This window comes from uncultured Roseibium sp., from assembly GCF_947494555.1.
In the GTDB taxonomy this organism is placed as follows: Bacteria; Pseudomonadota; Alphaproteobacteria; order Rhizobiales; family Stappiaceae; genus Roseibium.
On the sequence record NZ_CANLVF010000004.1, the window covers coordinates 616,087 to 633,354 of the forward strand.

17 protein-coding genes are annotated in these 17,268 nt (G+C 56.9%); 9 read left to right on the plus strand and 8 right to left on the minus strand.

Annotation, left to right across the window (positions count from 1 at the left end; all coding sequences use genetic code 11):
- Positions 1-14 precede the first annotated feature (14 nt).
- Complete coding sequence (locus Q0915_RS21870; protein WP_299478766.1) at positions 15-506, minus strand: hypothetical protein; 492 nt, start codon at positions 504-506, stop codon at positions 15-17.
- Between the two features lie 211 nt (positions 507-717).
- Between Q0915_RS21870 and Q0915_RS21875 the strand changes: the two genes are divergently transcribed.
- Positions 718-1,131 carry an SH3 domain-containing protein gene (locus Q0915_RS21875; RefSeq protein WP_299478769.1) on the plus strand — a complete coding sequence of 138 codons (414 nt, stop codon included), beginning with the start codon at positions 718-720 and terminating at the stop codon, positions 1,129-1,131.
- A 10-nt stretch (positions 1,132-1,141) separates the two neighbouring features.
- Here the strand turns inward: Q0915_RS21875 and Q0915_RS21880 are convergent, their stop codons facing one another.
- The gene (locus Q0915_RS21880; protein WP_299478772.1) at positions 1,142-1,627 is read right to left on the minus strand and encodes a CAP domain-containing protein; all 486 of its coding nucleotides are present in this window, start codon (positions 1,625-1,627) and stop codon (positions 1,142-1,144) included.
- Between the two features lie 236 nt (positions 1,628-1,863).
- Positions 1,864-3,159 carry a crotonyl-CoA carboxylase/reductase gene (ccrA, locus tag Q0915_RS21885; RefSeq protein ID WP_299478775.1) on the minus strand — a complete coding sequence of 432 codons (1,296 nt, stop codon included), beginning with the start codon at positions 3,157-3,159 and terminating at the stop codon, positions 1,864-1,866.
- Between the two features lie 286 nt (positions 3,160-3,445).
- Here ccrA and Q0915_RS21890 point away from each other — a divergent pair, with 286 nt between their 5' ends.
- The 6 genes from Q0915_RS21890 to Q0915_RS21915 all read left to right on the plus strand — a co-directional run bounded on the left by Q0915_RS21890 (position 3,446) and on the right by Q0915_RS21915 (position 8,858).
- Positions 3,446-5,443 (plus strand): protein meaA, encoded by a 1,998-nt coding sequence (locus Q0915_RS21890; RefSeq protein ID WP_299478778.1) that lies wholly within the window; start codon positions 3,446-3,448, stop codon positions 5,441-5,443.
- Between the two features lie 143 nt (positions 5,444-5,586).
- Positions 5,587-5,967, plus strand: a complete 381-nt coding sequence (locus Q0915_RS21895; RefSeq protein WP_299478781.1) for a hypothetical protein — start codon at positions 5,587-5,589, stop codon at positions 5,965-5,967.
- A 245-nt stretch (positions 5,968-6,212) separates the two neighbouring features.
- Positions 6,213-7,208: a sodium-dependent bicarbonate transport family permease gene (locus tag Q0915_RS21900; protein ID WP_366525314.1), complete on the plus strand. Its 996-nt coding sequence runs from the start codon at positions 6,213-6,215 to the stop codon at positions 7,206-7,208.
- A gap of 4 nt (positions 7,209-7,212) precedes the next feature.
- Complete coding sequence (locus Q0915_RS21905) at positions 7,213-7,524, plus strand: DUF3240 family protein (protein ID WP_299478784.1); 312 nt, start codon at positions 7,213-7,215, stop codon at positions 7,522-7,524.
- 134 nt (positions 7,525-7,658) lie between these two features.
- Entirely contained in the window at positions 7,659-8,318 is a 660-nt protein-coding gene (locus Q0915_RS21910) for a carbonic anhydrase (RefSeq protein WP_299478786.1), read from the plus strand.
- Between the two features lie 21 nt (positions 8,319-8,339).
- Positions 8,340-8,858, plus strand: coding sequence for a DinB family protein (locus tag Q0915_RS21915; RefSeq protein WP_299478789.1), 519 nt, complete (start codon positions 8,340-8,342; stop codon positions 8,856-8,858).
- Between the two features lie 128 nt (positions 8,859-8,986).
- On the opposite strand, the gene Q0915_RS21920 is transcribed toward Q0915_RS21915, so the two are convergent.
- Together Q0915_RS21920 and Q0915_RS21925 are read right to left on the minus strand one after the other, a co-directional pair.
- Entirely contained in the window at positions 8,987-9,883 is an 897-nt protein-coding gene (locus tag Q0915_RS21920; protein ID WP_299478792.1) for a catalase, read from the minus strand.
- A 67-nt stretch (positions 9,884-9,950) separates the two neighbouring features.
- The gene (locus tag Q0915_RS21925; RefSeq protein ID WP_299478795.1) at positions 9,951-10,910 is read right to left on the minus strand and encodes a catalase; all 960 of its coding nucleotides are present in this window, start codon (positions 10,908-10,910) and stop codon (positions 9,951-9,953) included.
- Between the two features lie 52 nt (positions 10,911-10,962).
- On the opposite strand from Q0915_RS21925, the gene Q0915_RS21930 reads away from it, so the two are divergent.
- Complete coding sequence (locus Q0915_RS21930) at positions 10,963-11,472, plus strand: MarR family transcriptional regulator (RefSeq protein ID WP_299478797.1); 510 nt, start codon at positions 10,963-10,965, stop codon at positions 11,470-11,472.
- A 154-nt stretch (positions 11,473-11,626) separates the two neighbouring features.
- Here the strand turns inward: Q0915_RS21930 and Q0915_RS21935 are convergent, their stop codons facing one another.
- From Q0915_RS21935 to Q0915_RS21945, 3 genes are all read right to left on the minus strand, one after another.
- A complete protein-coding gene (locus Q0915_RS21935; protein WP_299478799.1) occupies positions 11,627-13,702 on the minus strand; it encodes a M10 family metallopeptidase in 2,076 nt (691 codons plus the stop codon).
- Between the two features lie 289 nt (positions 13,703-13,991).
- On the minus strand, positions 13,992-15,113 hold the full coding sequence (locus tag Q0915_RS21940) for an enolase C-terminal domain-like protein (RefSeq protein ID WP_299478801.1): 1,122 nt from the start codon (positions 15,111-15,113) through the stop codon (positions 13,992-13,994).
- A 50-nt stretch (positions 15,114-15,163) separates the two neighbouring features.
- Entirely contained in the window at positions 15,164-16,168 is a 1,005-nt protein-coding gene (locus Q0915_RS21945) for a 2-oxoglutarate and iron-dependent oxygenase domain-containing protein (protein ID WP_299478804.1), read from the minus strand.
- A 163-nt stretch (positions 16,169-16,331) separates the two neighbouring features.
- Here Q0915_RS21945 and Q0915_RS21950 point away from each other — a divergent pair, with 163 nt between their 5' ends.
- Positions 16,332-17,252: a LysR substrate-binding domain-containing protein gene (locus tag Q0915_RS21950; protein WP_299478807.1), complete on the plus strand. Its 921-nt coding sequence runs from the start codon at positions 16,332-16,334 to the stop codon at positions 17,250-17,252.
- Positions 17,253-17,268: the final 16 nt, after the last annotated feature.

Sequence of the window (17,268 nt, forward strand, 5' to 3'; positions counted from 1 at the left end):
TTCCGCGAACAGACCTACTGAATCTTGATCTGGTGTGCGACGTCCTTGCCGTTGCTCACGGTGACCTGTTTGAAGCCGATCAGCTTGCAAAAATCGAGAAAATTCAATTCGTGCGGATGATTTGAGCGGGCGAAGAGTTCGGTTGACCTTGCAAGCGAAGTCAGAGACGCCAGCAGCGCCCGCATTCGGTACAGCGTGTCATACTGCCCATCGCCAGTGGCGACGATAATCAGCTTTTCAAGTTCTCCGCCTTTTGCAAACAGATGATACCCGGCGGAATGGTTTTGTTTGGTATGCTGACTTGCCAGGCCGATCACGAAGGCTGCGCGCGACCTCTTCCTGGCGTCGCGTGAAACGGGGAGCTCCGAAATGTAGACTTCCCTTGTCTGGGGTTCGGGATAGTAATAGCCGGCGTGCGCGTCGAACGCTCTTGCCGCCGGCAAAGACGCCAATAGCATGGCGGTGGACACCGCGAGTGCGAATGCAAGCTTTTGAAAATACGCCATTTTGAGCTCCCCCCGCTTTGTCACTCGCTCATAGTGAAGCCGATAGAGACGTGCAAGGGCAAGGAGAAACTGATCCCGCTGCCACGAAGAACGCTTACTTCGGATGGAAGCGCTATATTTTCGCCATCTTGTCTACCCACATCTAAAGCGTGTGTGGGCTTGGCGCCCGGATACCTTGAAGATCCGGGCACAGGTTATTCGGAGATAAAATATGATAATCCGCTTGCCGCTGGCGCTGGCCGCCGTGGCTATGATGGCGATTCCGGCCGCTGCTCAATCCGGCCCCGCAATCGCTTATACGACAGCAAACCTGAATATGCGCGCTGGTCCGGGAACGAACTATCCCGTGATTACGACGGTGCCACAGGGTGGTGGCGTTACGGTGTTTGGATGTACGGCGAATTTTTCGTGGTGCGATGCTGCATTTGCCAACGTAAAGGGCTGGGTGTCTGGAAAATACCTGAGCTACGGCGTTCAGGGGAACTATTACGGCCGTCCGCTTCCGAGTGCCGGTGTCTATATCGGCGTACCGCGCTACCAAAACAACTATCCGATCTACAGGCGCCCGCCACCGGTTGTCCGGCCGGTACAGCCAATCTACCCCCGCTATCCTCGCCGCTATTGACGGCGCAGACTTAGCTTCCTGGTTTTGGAGCCGCCAAAACCAGCGACCAGAACACCTTATGCTTGGCATTGGGCGAATATGCCGTGGCGATGCCAAGCCGGGTGGCGTCACCCGTCAAAAGCACTTCATTGTGTTTAGGGGATTCCCGCCAGCCGGAAAAAGCTTCAGCAAATGTCCGGTACCCTGCACTCACATTTTCCGCTGCCGCGGTCTTGGGTTCGCCGATCGCTGACATGCGTGTTGCCAATTGCTGGTCGGGTGCAAGTGAGGCCTGTACGCTGCCCGCCTTTGCCATCGCATCTGCCTGCGATTTTGCAATGCCGGTGAGCTGCGCGTCGGGTGTAACAGCGGAAAGGCCGTTGTTGATCCGGTACTGTGAGATCATCTGGGCGGCTGTTGTCGCATCGACCTCACCGTCAACCCGTGCAAGATCCTTGTAGAAGGGCGGTGTTTGAAAGCGTTCGCTCTGGCAAGCGACAATGAAAAGCACCGCCATTGCGGCAAGCGCGTGTTTTGCGGCTTTAAAACCAGACTGGGTAGCGATCGACAGGGGAACTACTCCAAAGCGCGTGATTCGAATTTGATCCTTCGGTAATGCGGTCACATCGAAGCAGAATTGGGGCAGACGTAAACTGATCTGTGGTCAACGAAATTGGCCAGTCCCCTATCGGGACTGGCCAGGCTGCACAAGACGTCGGGCTCGTTGGACCGCGCCTTTCGGGGAGCTCTTTGCTAGCGCTTTCCGGCGTCGAGAACGTCCTCAAGCGTGCGCAAACCGGTTGTGGGTGCGGAGACCAGAACCGACATGTTTCCAGGCGCGTGCTGGTTCTTCCACATCTTCGTATGGGCCTTGGGGATCTGGTCCCAGGGAAAGACTTCGGACATGTAAGGGTCGATACGGCGCTCGATCATCAGCTTGTTGGCGGACGCAGCCTGTTTCAGGTGGGCGAAGTGCGAGCCCTGAAGACGCTTCTGGTGCATCCACATGTAGCGGACGTCGAACGTGCAATTGAACCCGGATGTTCCTGCGCAGATCACCACCATGCCGCCCTTCTTGCAGACAAAGGTCGAGATCGGGAACGTCGCCTCACCGGGATGTTCAAAGACGATATCGACGTTGTTGCCCTTGCCGGTGAACTCCCAGATCGCCTTGCCGAACTTGCGGGCTTCCTTGAACCATTCGCCGTATTCCGGTGAACCGACCTTCGGCAGCTGCCCCCAGCAATTGAAATCCTTGCGGTTGATGACGCCTTTCGCGCCAAGTTCCAGAACAAACTGCCGCTTGTCTTCGTCGGAGATGACGCCGATTGCGTTCGCGCCGGCCGCCGTGATCAGCTGGATCGCGTAGGAGCCGAGACCGCCCGAGGCACCCCAGACCAACACGTTCTGTCCGGGCTTGAGTTCGTGAGGATGGTGGCCGAATAACATCCGGTAGGCTGTTGCGAGCGTGAGCGTATAACAGGCGCTTTCTTCCCAGGTAAGGTGTTTCGGCCGCGGCATAAGCTGCTGCGCCTGCGCACGGGTGAACTGGGCGAAGGAGCCGTCCGGTGTTTCGTAGCCCCAGATACGCTGGGTGTTGGAGAACATCGGGTCGCCGCCGTTGCACTCCTCGTCGTCGCCGTCGTCCTGATTGCAGTGGATGACGACCTCGTCGCCCACCTTCCAGCGCTTGACCTTGTCTCCGACCGCCCAGACGATCCCGGAAGCGTCCGAGCCGGCAATATGGTACGGCGCGCCATGGCCGTCGAAAGGACTGATCGGTTCCCCGAGGCCGGCCCAGATGCCGTTGTAGTTGACCCCGGCTGCCATCACCAGGACCAGAACCTCATGGCTATCGAGTTCCCAGGTCGGTACGACCTCCAACTGCATTGCATCTTCAGGAGCTCCGTGACGCTCACGGCGGATCGCCCACGCGTACATGTTTTTCGGGACATGACCGAGTGGTGGGATTTCACCGATTTCATAAAGATCTTTCACCGGAGCATCCTCACGCGTTCGGTTGTCATTGGCTTCGGCTGTAGCTGTCATTCATCCCCTCCCAGGGCTTAAGGAGTGCGCGCTTAACTTCGCAACTGCACAAGGCTCGAACGTCTCGAAACCCTGTTTCACGCAACTATTGTTCAAAAACGAGCTTCGATCTATACGACTATTGCTTAACTTGCGTTTTAATGCCAAGCATATTTTGCATTGCACAGAAGGATTTCGCATGCGCGTAATCTCAGGCACACTATTGCCGGACCGGGAGATCCGGCTGTTTCTGGACCTGCGAATACGAATAAGGCAGGCAGAATAAGGTCTTAGGAGGAGTATCGGTATGAGCCATGCAGGTGAGAAGCAAACGGAACGGGATCGGGCCTGGATTTTCCGCACCTATGCAGGACATTCCACAGCCGCGGAATCAAACAAGCTTTACCGTGGAAATCTCGCCAAAGGGCAGACCGGACTGTCCGTCGCCTTCGATCTGCCGACCCAGACCGGATACGATCCGGATGACATGCTTTCGCGCGGCGAAGTTGGCAAGGTGGGCGTTCCGGTTACCCATCTGGGAGACATGCACACGCTTTTCAACGAGATCCCCCTGGAACGCATGAACACGTCGATGACGATCAATGCGACGGCGCCATGGCTTCTCTCGCTTTACATTGCAGCCGCCGATGAACAGGGCGCCGACCGTAAACTTCTCTCCGGAACGACCCAGAACGACATCATCAAGGAATACCTGTCCCGAGGGACCTACGTGTTCCCTCCGGCGCCGTCCCTGAAACTGACAACGGATGTCATCGCCTGGACCTATTCCAACATGCCCAAGTGGAATCCGATGAACGTCTGCTCCTACCATTTGCAGGAAGCGGGTGCGACACCAGTCCAGGAACTATCCTTCGCACTGGCAACGGCGGTCGCGATCCTGGACTCGATGAAAGCAAGCGGTGCCATCCCGGAAGAGGACTTTCCGAAGGCCGTCGGCCGGATTTCTTTTTTCGTCAACGCCGGCATGCGTTTCGTCACCGAAATGTGCAAGATGCGCGCGTTCACCGAGCTTTGGGACGAAATCTGCCGGGAGCGCTACGGTGTCGAGGACGAGCGCTACCGGCGCTTCCGGTACGGTGTTCAGGTCAATTCTCTCGGCTTGACGGAGCAGCAGCCGGAAAACAATGTCTACCGGATACTTGTTGAAATGCTCGCCGTGGTGTTGTCGAAAAACGCGCGTGCGCGGGCGGTTCAGCTCCCGGCCTGGAACGAAGCTCTCGGTTTGCCGCGCCCTTTCGATCAGCAATGGTCCCTCAGGATGCAGCAGATCATGGCATACGAGACAGATCTTCTCGAATATGCCGACATCTTCGACGGTTCCGCGGAAATCACGAAAAAAGTCGATGCCCTCAAGGCTGAGGCACGGGAAGAACTGGCCCGGATCGATGCCATGGGTGGCGCTGTGGCGGCGGTCGATTCCAGTTACATGAAACGTCAGCTTGTCGAAGCCAACTCAGCGCGCCTTGCCGCGATTGAGGCAGGCGACCAGGTTGTCGTCGGCGTCAACAAGTGGACGGACAGTGAACCGTCTCCGCTCGCGACAGGAGAGGATGGCGCGATCCTGACCGTGCCGGAGCACGTGGAAGAAGAGGCGATCGAAAAGGTCAAGGCCTGGCGCGAAACGCGTGATGATGCGGCGGTGGCGGCAGCGCTGTCGGATCTCAAGGCAGCCGCTCAGGAAGGCCGCAATGTGATGGAGCCATCGATCGCCGCTGCAAAGGCCGGTGTCACCACTGGCGAATGGGGGCGAACCCTTCGGGACGTGTTCGGGGAATACAGGGCACCCACTGGTGTCGGGCAAGCAGTCCGCGACGATGCCGGTGACCTTGCGACGGTGCGCAATCATGTCGACGCCGTCTCGGAGAAACTTGGCCGCCGGCTGAAGTTTCTTGTCGGGAAGCCAGGCCTGGACGGTCACTCAAACGGCGCGGAGCAGATTGCCGTGCGCGCGCGCGATTGTGGCATGGAGGTCGTTTACGAGGGCATCCGGTTAACGCCGGCTCAGATCGTCAATGCGGCGGTTGAGGAAGACGTTCACGTGATCGGCCTGTCGATCCTTTCGGGCTCTCATCTCGCACTTGTCCGCGACGTCATGGACCGCTTGCGTGCATCCGGTTCGGATGACATTCCGGTCGTCGTTGGCGGCATTATTCCCGACGAGGATGCAGCGCAACTGAAGGCAATGGGTGTTGCCGCGGTCTATACGCCCAAGGATTTCCAGCTGACCGATATCATGGCGGATGTCGTCAAGATCGTCGGAAATGCAGGAGAAAAAGCCGCCTGAGGTTCGACACCCGAAACAGTTGAAGCGCTATTCTCGCAGATGAGACAATGGGTTAACCTTACGTAAAGAATTGTTAACGCTTTGTTGAGACACTGTTCCAATTCCGCCAGAAGGCGGAGTTCTCTGACGGCCAGGAGGCCACAATGGCGACGACGATCGACAGGCCGCAATCGGCCCAGGTCGTGGCGCATGCGACAGAGTATCCTGCGGACAGGGACGGCGATGGGACCGGCTATGACCGCAGAGGCAAGCGTAACAGTGCGCAGCGACACGAAACCGACACCGGCAGCTCCTCAGACGGACCTGCGGTTCTAATAGATGCCCACCAGAGCGACGATCACACCCTGGACGGCGTGGCTGCCTACCGCGCTGCAGCCTTGCAGGCAATGGAACCTGGCATCGATCACGGTCCGGTTCATCCGATGCGGAGTTCGCTGGAGGGCATTGCTCCCTCTGACATCCGTCATGCCTATGAAGATCATGCAGAGGCTGACAAGCCGCACGCGGTGAACGTAGCGACCTGACTGCCGGCCGGTTGAAGTTCAGGCTGCGGTCGGCGAAACCGTCTCCACGCGAGGGTTGAGACCTTCCGATTTTAAGGCTTTCGGGTTCCTGGCCCGCTTACCTCGTTTTGCCTAAGGCCTGCGGTAGCGATTTCGCTTGAAGTGCCTGACAAAACCCACCATATCCGCTCAAATACGTATTCTTACGTATCGCGCTTTCTGGCACACAAAAGTGCGATGCGAGTGGGTTAAGGGCACGACGGATCTTGATAGAGACAATACTTTCATTGGCGGCGGAGAATCTGCTGTCGCCGATCATCCTCTTCTTTGCGCTTGGGCTCGGGGCTGCACTCGTGCGATCGGACCTGTCGGTTCCGGAGGCGGCGGCCAAAGCGATTTCGATCTATCTGCTCTTTGCCATCGGTTTCAAAGGAGGGGTCAGCGTCAGCGCGCATGGTGTCGATTCGACACTGTTGCTCGCTCTGATGGCGGGTTTGATCCTGTCCTTTGCTATTCCGTTCACCGCCTTCGGGCTCTTGCGGGTCATGACGCGGCTCAGTGCCGTCGACGCTGCAGCGGTGGCTGGTCACTATGGTTCGATATCGATCGTGACATTCGTGGCCGCAACATCCGTGTTGCAAAGTCAGGGCATCGCCAGCGAAGGCTATCTTGTTGCCGTGGCCGCCGCCATGGAAGCGCCTGCCATCCTGTCGGCCCTGTGGCTCGCTGCACGGTTTTCCACCGCCGATGCAAATGCCGAGCGCGCAAAGGGAAGCAAGGGGCTTGTCAGGGAAATTCTTCTCAATGGTTCGATCGTGCTCCTGGTCGGCTCCTTCTTCATCGGGTTTCTGTCCGGTCCGAAGGGGCTTACGGAAATTGAAAGTTTCATAGTCTCTCCGTTCAAGGGCGTTCTTTGCCTCTTCCTGCTCGACATGGGGCTGGTCGCGGGGCGCGGACTGCGCAGCAGTGCGGGTCTGCTGCGTCCGGGACTGATCCTGTTCGGTGTCCTGATGCCGGTCATCGGAGCTGTTGCGGGTTTGGTTGCCGGAAGTTTGATTGACCTTTCGGTCGGCGGAACGATGCTGCTCATGACGCTGAGCGCGTCCGCCTCCTACATCGCGGTTCCGGCGGCAATGCGCGTTGCGCTGCCCGAGGCCAATCCGTCAATCTATCTGACCATGTCGCTGGGGGTTACGTTCCCCTTCAACCTCACAATCGGAATTCCGCTTTACTTGAGCATCGCCCAGGCAACGGGAGGATAAGTCTATGGAGATGAAAGACGCTAAACGGGTGGAGATCATCATCGAAGCCCCGATGGAAAACCGGCTCACCGATGCCTTGGATGAGGCAGGCGTAACCGGCTACACCATTCTCCCGGTCATGGGAGGCAGCGGACGCTCGGGGCGGTGGAGCCGTGAAGGGCAGGTCTCGCGCGCCGGCGGCATGGTTGCGATCATCTGCATCATCCGGCCCGAGCGCCTTGATGAGTTGCTGGAAGCGGCATTCGCCGTCGTTGAACGGCACATTGGCGTCGTGACTGTTTCGGACTGTTCGGTGTTGCGCGCAGAACGATTTTAGGCGCGGGCAGACCGCGTTCTCCCGCAGACGGCGCGTCGGCTAACCCCGTTGGCCGATTTGCAATCGTCCGGGCAGGTGATTAAGAAGCTCCTCATGAGGCTGCGCGCGTCTTGGGTTGCCAAGGAGGACTTTCGTTGACATTTCCTGCCCCTCTTCTGGAAGGCTATGGCCGGTATCTGAACAAGGGTTTCGTGCGTTACAAGGAAACCCATGAGCGTCTCGCGGTTTACGGTCAAAAGCCGGATGTCCTGGTAATTTCATGTTGCGACAGCCGGGTCACGCCGGAAGGGATCTTTCATGCCGGGCCGGGTGAACTGTTCGTGGTTCGCAATGTTGCCAATCTCGTGCCGCCTTACGAGGACAGCCAGGGGCAGCACGGTACCAGCGCCGCCATCGAATTCGCGGTGAACGGGTTGAAGGTAAAACACATTGTTGTCATGGGGCACGGCCAGTGCGGCGGTGTGAAAGCGTTTCGCGAGAACGCGAATGATCCCATGGCAACAGGGGAATTCATCGGACGGTGGATCAAGCTGCTGGAGCCGGCCGCGATCGCCATGGCGTGCATGCCGGTGGACAAGTCGGACGACCCGCAGCTTGCCATGGAGTATGCCGGTATCCGGCAGTCACTGAAAAACCTGATGACCTTTCCCTTCATCGTGAGGGCGGTCCAAGGCGAGGCGCTCACGCTGCATGGCGCCTGGTTTGATATCGGGTCTGGCGAATTGCGGCTGATGGATCCGGAGAACGAGCGCTTCGAACAGGCCTTGCCCGGCGATCTGAAGGCCGGTGCCTGAGGCGCGAGCAGGACCAATCCCATGTCATATGACCCCGCTCTTTTTCAACGCATGGCAAAATACAACGCGTGGATGACCGAAAAGGCCTATGCGGCGGCAGGCAAGATGAGCGATGCCGAGCGCAAGGCAGATCGGGGCGCGTTCTTCAAATCCGTTCACTCAACGCTCAATCACATTCTCTTTGCCGACCGGGTCTGGATGAGCCGGTTTTCCGAGGTGCCCTACGCGACCAACGGCATGGGCGTTGATATCTATGATGTGTTTTCCGAATTGCGGTCGGCGCATCTGGAGATGAGCCGGGACATCAGTGTCTTCACTAATCAGCTCTCACCGGACTGGCTTGCCCAGACCATGACCTGGACCAGAAGCACTGATGGCGTTTCCCGCCAGCGTCCCCGCTGGCTGCTTGTGCTGCACATGTTCAACCACCAGACTCATCATCGCGGACAGCTTTCGACGCTCCTGATGCAAAAGGGAATCGATATCGGTGTGACGGACCTGCCGTTCATGCCCGATCTGATCGATGATTTCGGCGGCTGAAGCCTGTCTTTTCCAGTGCATCGAAGCGTGTACATTCGGCTCATACCGATCTAACGGGTCTGGAGTGGATCAAATCCTTTGCGGCGCGCCACAAGAACCAAGCCGCCTGAATTCCGCGACACGTGCCCTCAACCGGACCTTCTGGCCTTAGACACCGCATAAGCGTTGCTACGAAGCGGAAACACGAGATCATCTGGTGCACCGACCATTTGAGGAAGATGCGCCGGATCGAAGACACGGGAGAGGCTGTCTTCGCTCTTGTCCAATTTGTCGATACGGATTGTCCCAAGAGAGATCTCCTGATTTTCACCCGTCCATGGGGCCGTGGGGTCGCTGAGTTCATCTGCCACATTCGCAATGACCAGTTTTAGCGTCCAGCTAGCCGGCCTGGCTTCCAGGGTGGTCTGCAAGGCATGTCCGAGAAAGTCATCGGGAAGCTCGGCCATCTCGTTCTCCGTAAGACCGACGCGACCAGCCGCCGGCTCAAGGAGAACGCGAGCAGCGACCGGGTCGTCAGCAACCGAAAACCGGTAGGCATGCGCCGAGTGAAATCGCTCTGTCGAATAACAACGGCATGGAGATGTGGACTTGAGGTATTCCTGATGCGGGAGCGTATTCGGATTGGCGATATTGAAGGCTTTCACCTTCTCCGGATTGGGAGCACCTGTTTTGGGATCAGGTACGCGCGCCGCGAGAAAGTCGACGAATTGCTGCGCAGAGCTGGCGAAAAAAACCGGCGCTGAAATCAGGGCAAGTGTCCAGAGATCCGGACCCGAGCCGATTGTCAGTCCGATGCCGCGCACCGTCGGGCTTTTGTCGCTTATGCCAGGCTTGCCGCCGCCAATGGAGAATCGGGCAACAACAGGCTGTTCAGCGTGCAGCAGGGGAATATTTGCTGCAGGTTCCGCAGGGGCCGGCAGAAAGCGCCCTGCGACCGCAAATCCCTTGGCATGGGACGCACGGCAACCTTTGTGGCGCCCGAATGTGGTGTTGAGTGCATCAATCAGTTGGGCGGCCTCGGTCATGACAGGGTTCCTTCAATTCAAGATTTCTGATTGGGTGAGGGCGGCACGAGGTGATGTGTCCTGGGGCTCAGTCTTTTTCCGAGAGCCGCTTGCCGGCGCCAATCGCGTAAATCAGCGACCGGGCTTCCAGCATCCTGTCTTCCGAGGGCTCAAAGCCTTCGCTTAAGATGGTCGGGTCATAGTTGATTCCATCGCACCGGCCATCTGTTTCGGCCATTGCGGACGTCACGACAAATTTGGCCGCAGTGATTTGAGTATGCTCGCCCCGCCAGAGGCTCGCAGGATTGTTCACGGGATCTTCCGGATTGGCCAGTGTGATCACCATGTTCCAGGCGACTTCGCCCTTCAGGAGATTTTTCTGAATGTTTTCGAGGAAGAAATCCTGTTGTGGCTCAAGTTCAAGCCCATGTTGTCCTGCAGGAACGAAGGAAAACCTCACCGCCGATTTCTTTCCCGATGCATCGACGAGATAAAAGGCATTGATGCTGTTGTAGGTCGCACCCTCGTAGGGGCGCAGAGACTTGTCGAGCGCTGCGTGATATGCCGTGTGGGCTTTCAGCTCAGGGCTCTTTGCCGCGAACTTCGCCACAGCCTCCTTGCCAATCGCCTTGGCGCGCATCAGTTCGGTAAAGGCCTCGGGGGTCGATACCGGGAAAAAATGCTCCGTGTTCATGTTGATGATGTGAAGGTCGCCACCGGGTGTCGTGATTTCCATCGCCAGTCCGTAGTGACCGAATTTGTTATCCGGGGCCGCGTTGTTCCCACCCTTGTGCGAGAGCCGTCCAACCACTTTCGAGCGCGCCGTAAATAACGGACTGACAGAATAGTCCCTGATGTCCGACGCTGCAGGGACGAAATCACCTTCGATACAATAGCCCTTGGTATGATTTCGACGCTTTCCCTTCGTAGTGCCGAAAACTTCCTCGAATGCGGTGAACGCTTTTTCGGCATTTTCAAGGGGGCTTTCGGCGGAGGACGGTAGTGCTGCCAGAGATGCGGCGGCGACCAGCAAAGCTTGCTTCAACATTGAGAGTTCCTCCACATATAATTAGAATGCATAATATTCGTGCACTAACATTATGTGGAAGGACAATCAAGTGCTATATGCACGTGACCCCGTGGATCCCGGCCGACGAAGGAATCAAAACTTGGAAGATTTACCGGCACCGGCGTCGCAAGACGTCACCCTGGAAGCTCAACTGTGTTTTGCTCTCTATTCGGCATCCAACACGATTGACCAGTACTACCGTCCCTTGTTGGAAGCTCATGATCTCACCTACGCCCAGTACATCGTTCTGATGGCGCTGGCGGAAAAGGACAACGTGTCGATTACCAGTCTGGCAAACCGTCTTGGTCTGTCGAAAGCGACCATGACGCCCCTGCTCCGACGTCTTGAGGGGCGAGATTTGCTTCGGCGCGAGATGGTAGAGGGCGACGAGCGGCAAAAATTCATCCAGATCACTTTGGCGGGAAGGGCGCTTTTTGAGAAAAGCTGCGGTGTAACGGAGAAGGTTTTTGAAAAATCAAAGTTGACGCCCGAACAAGCAAACACATTGGTTGCCTTGTGCAAACGCATTACACAGGACTGACTATTGCTGAAGCGGGAAAGATGGTCTCCGGCTTCTTGTGCTCCTAAGAACGGTCAGTTCGCCGGCGCTGGCCAGTCGACCGCCGTTTCTTGGTCTGACGCACTGGTCGAGCCAATACTGCCATTTTTGGTCCGGTTCGCCGAACCGGCGTGTTTCAAGGAAGCTCGAAGTCGCCAGCCGAATAGACCGAGCCGTCAGCGAATTCATAGCGTTCAACCTGGTTTCCGAGATCATTGATGGTGACCTGACCGGTTCCGTTGTCCCAGGTCAGCAGCAAGTCTGTTCCGTTGACGATCGAAGCGTCGATCTCTGCAGGCGTAAGGTCGTCGAAGACAAGGTTGTCGGCACCTTCAGCGAGTAGTTCCTCGACATAAGTCCGGCCATTGTCGGAGGAAATCCGGTAGGTGTCATTACCTTCACCGCCAAATAGCAGCTGCTCGCCAACCGTGGATGCACCGGGGTCGAGCACATCGTCACCTGCTTTGCCGAAAAGAATGTCGGTCCCATCGCGGCCGAAAAGCTGATCGTCGCCACCACTTCCGCGCAGATCGTCATTGCCGCCGCCGCCATCCAGGCGATAGTCGACCGTCGCATCGTTTCCATATACGCGATCGTTCTTTTCGGCACCGACGAACGCCTCGAAGCCGTACCAGGACAGGCCAACCGTGTTGAATTTCGAACCGTCCTCAATCAATAGCGTGTCGAAACCCGCACCGCCGATGTCGCGCGGTTTGTGATCGTCCCAAAAAACCTTTCCGCTGGCATAGTAGATCGTATCGTCGCCTTCCTGGCCGAAGAGCTGGTCATAGCCCCAGATGCCGCCTCGCACCAGGTCGTTGCCAGCGCCACCTGTCAGGATATCGTGACCGGTTCCTCCAAGAAGTGTGTCATCACCGTCGCTGCCGGTTAGAACGTCGTTGCCGTACCGGCCTTCCAGTATGTAGTTGACCGAGGGGTCGTCCCCGATCGCCTTGTCGTCCCCGCCGCCACCCCAAAAGTGTTCAATACCGAACTGAGACAGGCTGTCGGTTTGGAAGCTGGAATCGAGCGAGATGATAAGCCTGTCGTATCCTGATCCGCCAAGGTCGACCGGAACGCCGTTCTGGAAGAAGATGTCACCGCTCTCGCCGAGAATCGTGTCGTCGCCTGGTCCGCCCAGCATAAGATCCGCGCCGGTCCGTCCGCTCAGGAAATCATCGCCCTCACCGCCGATCAGGATGTCGTCTCCGCCATAGCCACCCAAGTGGTTGTCGGCTGAGTTGCCTAAAATTACATCGTCTCCATTGCCGCCGTAAGCTCGCTCGATAACGGTGCCCCGGGCGATCGTCAGATTGCCCTTGCCACCGGCAAAATCCGATGTGGCCTCTTCATTGAGATCGATGCGCTGGTCGCCCTCATAGCCGAGAAAGCGAATAAGATCGTTGCCTTGAGAATCATAGATGGTCGCCGTTGCCTCCGGGCTAATTTCGACAAACCCCTGTTCGTTGTAGTCACCGTATATGTTGGCACCAAAGATGGTGTATTCGAGGTAGGTGTCATCAGGTGCGCCATAGAGGTTCTGCGCAGCCAATATGTCTGCGATCATCGGTGTAACCGGGTAGGCGAAACTGGCATCTATTGATGTGTTGTCCGTCTGGCTGAAGGCGGACATGACAGAGGATTGCCAGGAGTCGTTGGCGTAGTGATTGTCTTGTCCATAGGCCGCTGCATCGCCGTAGTTTCCTGCATGTCCAAGTCCGAGTGCCTGTCCGATCTGCTGCAGAAAGGTGAAATAGCCGAAGCCAGGGATCTCCGTGCCATGCGTTTCCAGAAAGGACTGCGGAATGTTGATTTCGGACGACAGAATTTTTCCGCCGTTGACCTCGGATGTGGTCGAAACATCGTTGCTTTCATTGCTGAAAGTGATTTGAGCGCCGCCTGAAACGAACGCAAAATCCAGATCGGCAACATTCGACCATTCTGTAAGCGCCCGTTGAGCCAGCGCCTGTCCATCTTCAGTCAGGCCGGAGATGTCAACGGTCAGCAGATTGCTATTTTCCGTGTCGAACGCGCGCCGCGTATCGCCTTTGAACTCCCAGTAGTCGTCAGTCAGCTGCGCCGCAATCTGGTCAAGGGTGAAAGTCGGTAGCGACATAGCACCGTCACTTTGCTGAATGACCGGCTGGTGCAGCTGGTCGAAGGCTGATCCAGTTTCGGAATTCCGGTCAGGCCCATTTGAGAGTGTTGACATGGTGCGGGTGGTCCTGTGGTCGCGCGACGCTCATTCGTGCGAAGACTGAGCCAATATCAGTGCGATGATAGATTTCGTGCCGCGGAAGGAGCGTCGATTATCTGCATGTTTATTTATTTTCTATTTTTTTTCATAATCAAGCGGAAGTTTTCAAAACCGCCAAATAATGTTTTCGTTGCAATAAATCTCTAAAATAGAAGTAATTTTGAATCTTGCTGTGCGATTCTATTTGTTTACTGTTTTTCCTTTGTAACCACTTTCAAATGCTCGCTGCTACCGAAGCCATATGTCAATTCCAACTTATGACCGGGTCTTTCAGTTCGGCGCGGTCAACAATCACACCAAGACCGGGTGCATCCGGCGTCAAGACACCACCATTTTCAATCGGTGCATCGAATTCCGCCATCTGGCGTGTCACCATCGCTCGGCAATCAAGAATACAGCGCAGATTCTTTTCCGGTACCGTTTGCCCAAGATGCGCAATTGCCGCGAAGGCGATTGCTGACCCGACAGTGTCCTGCACGCTGATCGTCATCCCCGCCGCCCGCGCCATGTCCCTGTGGCGCCGACCGGGGGTCAGGCCACCTGCCTTCGTGATTTTCAATCCGATACCATCGCAGAGATCCAACGAGACCGCTTGAATGATATCTGCGTCGGTCTGCGCGAGTTCATCAAGGATGATCGGAACCCGGCACCGCGAACGAAGCGACTGCGTTTCACGCCAGCTCGCGCAGGGAGCTTCCAACACAAAATCCAGTCCCACCGGCAAAAGATGAAGCATCCGCAAGGCGGATTCGGGTGTCAGGCCGCCATTGGCATCGACGAGAAAGAATTCGCCCGGCTGCCTGTCCGCAAGAGCGGCTTCGATCCGGGCGGCATCCAGTGGGGGCCCGCCGTCGACATCGGCCGCACCGATCTTTATCGAGTGCCCCACAAACCCTTTGGACCGATGTTCGGCGACATGCTCCCGCATGTCTTCCGGCAACGCGGCCGGAATTGACGATATCACGGGCATGCGCCGCGCCGTGGATCCTCCCAGCAGCATCCAGCACGGCATTCCCGTTGCCTTTCCCAGAATATCCCAGGCAGCGACATCGAGTGCGGCCTTGGCATGTGCATGGCCCGCCAACGCGCCGTCCATCACATCGTAAAGACGATCGACCTGGCGGCAGTCGCGTCCAATCAGATGCGGGGCGATTTCGGTTATGCCGGCGCGCGCTCCCAAGGCGTGTGCCGCAATGTAAGTCGAGCCGAATGGGGTCGTCTCTCCCCAGCCTTCCAGCCCGCAATCGGTTTCCATCCGGACGATGGTCGCATCAAAGACCTCATATTCCCGGCCAGCAGACAAACGATAGGTGCCGCCCGAATAAGGGAGATCGGCCTGAAACACATCGATGCGTTTGATCTTCATCGCTCATCCCAACTGGCGCGAAACGGTTTTGTTCCGGGTGCTTTCAAATCTTACGCGGGGATCTTCTGGAGGTGCGGATAGCTTTGGACGAAGCGTCCGAACTTGTGAGCACCGCAGGTCACGGCCTGGTATCGGGCGGGACTGTCTTGGGATATGCACGACGGCAACGGTGCGAACTCGGCGTCATAGTCCGCGTCTATGAAGAACGGAATAGAGTATCTCTCGCGTCCGCTCGTGTTGACCACCCGGTGCAGGTTGGCAAGATATCTGTCGTTGGTCAGCCGCTGCAACAGATCGCCGATATTGATGACGAATGTTCCGGGGATCGGTGTGCCTTCAACCCATTGTCCGTCGCGGTTCATCACCTGAAGTCCGCCGACGTCGTCCTGAGCCAGTATGGTGAGGCTGCCGTAATCCGTGTGGGCTCCGATGCCGATTATGCTCTCGTCAACGATCCCTGTCTGGGGTGGATAGTGCAGCAGACGCTGAATACTGATCGGCCGCCGCATCTTTGCCTCGAAGAAATCCGGTGCAAGGTCGAGACTGCGCGCAATGCCGGACAAGATGACCATCGACAGGCGCTTCATTTCCTCATGATAGAGATACACCGCGTCGCGAAAACCTGGCGCCAGGGCTTCATCGGGCCATGGATTGGCTCCGAAGAAAGGGCAATCGGGTTCCGATTCCGGCCCGATATCAAAACACTCCTTGAGGTCTTTCGTCTTTTCAGGGTCGGTGTTTTCGCCAAAGGGTTCGATATAGCCCCGCAGTGTCTGACCTGACCTGGAGACGTGCAGCTTCTTCTTTTCGGTTTCGGGTAGGTTGAAAAACGCCTTGGTCTTCAAGAACGCATTCTCAACCACTGCCTCAGCGATGCCGTGATTCTTGACATACATGAAGCCCGCGTTTGCAAGGGCCCAGCCAATCTCACCGGCCACCTTGTTGGGATCGCTGCCATCCAAGAGCGGCGCAATGTCAACGACCGGGATCTTGTCGAAGGACTGACGCTTGGCGCGCAATGCGTCATCAAGCATTGCTATTTCTGATGTCGACATTCCGCTTCCCGCCTGTTTCCGGTTCATTCCTGCCTTCATTACTCCGTTTTCCGGAGCGGCTGGCAATGACAAAAAAATTTTTGATGACTTAAAAAAAATAAGCCAAACTTCTGGAAACTCACTTGAGTTTTCGAACATCTGAAAAGAGTGGAGTGAGTTGAATTTGCCCCAGCGACCATATGAACTCCCCCCGTTAAATGCACTCGTGAGTTTCGAGGCTGCGGCACGCCATGTCAGTTTCAAATCGGCGGCAACAGAATTGAATGTCACGCCGGCAGCCGTCAGCCATCAGGTGAAAGCACTTGAGCGGGAATTGAACTGTATGTTGTTTCGCCGTCACCATCGCGGCGTTGAGCTGACTGAAACCGGCGCCTATCTGTTCGTTTCCCTGCAGCGCGGCTTTGAAGAGATCAGTGGTGCGTTGGATCAGCTAAGGGCGCAGACGGCGAAAACATCGGTCACGGTCCGGGCAACCACGGCAATGAGCGCGCTCTGGCTGACGCCCAGGCTCGCGCAATTCTGGAAATCGCATCCGCGCATTTCCGTTTCTCAGATCGTCAGCGACACGGGCATCGACACGACCGACTGCGATATCAGCATTCACTACGGCGAAATGTCCGGGGAAACGGGTGTTTGCCGTTCGCTCTTCCATGACCGGATTTCCGCGTTGGGAAGTCCGCGCTTTGCCAGGCAAAACAAAATTGACAGCATCGAAGATCTGGCAGGTCTGCCTTTGATCCATCTGGATTCCGCCGGTACAGACTGGACCGACTGGCAGGACTGGTTTTCAGCGCTTGGATTTCACGGTTCCCTGCGGAATTCGCATCGGGTCAACAACTACGTGATAGCGCTTCAGGCCGCTCAGGACGACATGGGAGCCGTGCTGGGCTGGGATGGGCTGACCCACTCGTTTGTGGAAAGCGGTAGACTGGTGAAGCTTTTGCCCGATGCGGTGCCGTCGCCAAGGGACTACTTTGTCAAACTGCACCCTCGGGCATCGGAACAGGCCAAGCTGGTATTCGACTGGCTTGCCGGCGCATCCACGTCCGGGAACCGGAAAATGCGCGACCACCGGTTCTCATAGGCCGTTGATTGGGTGC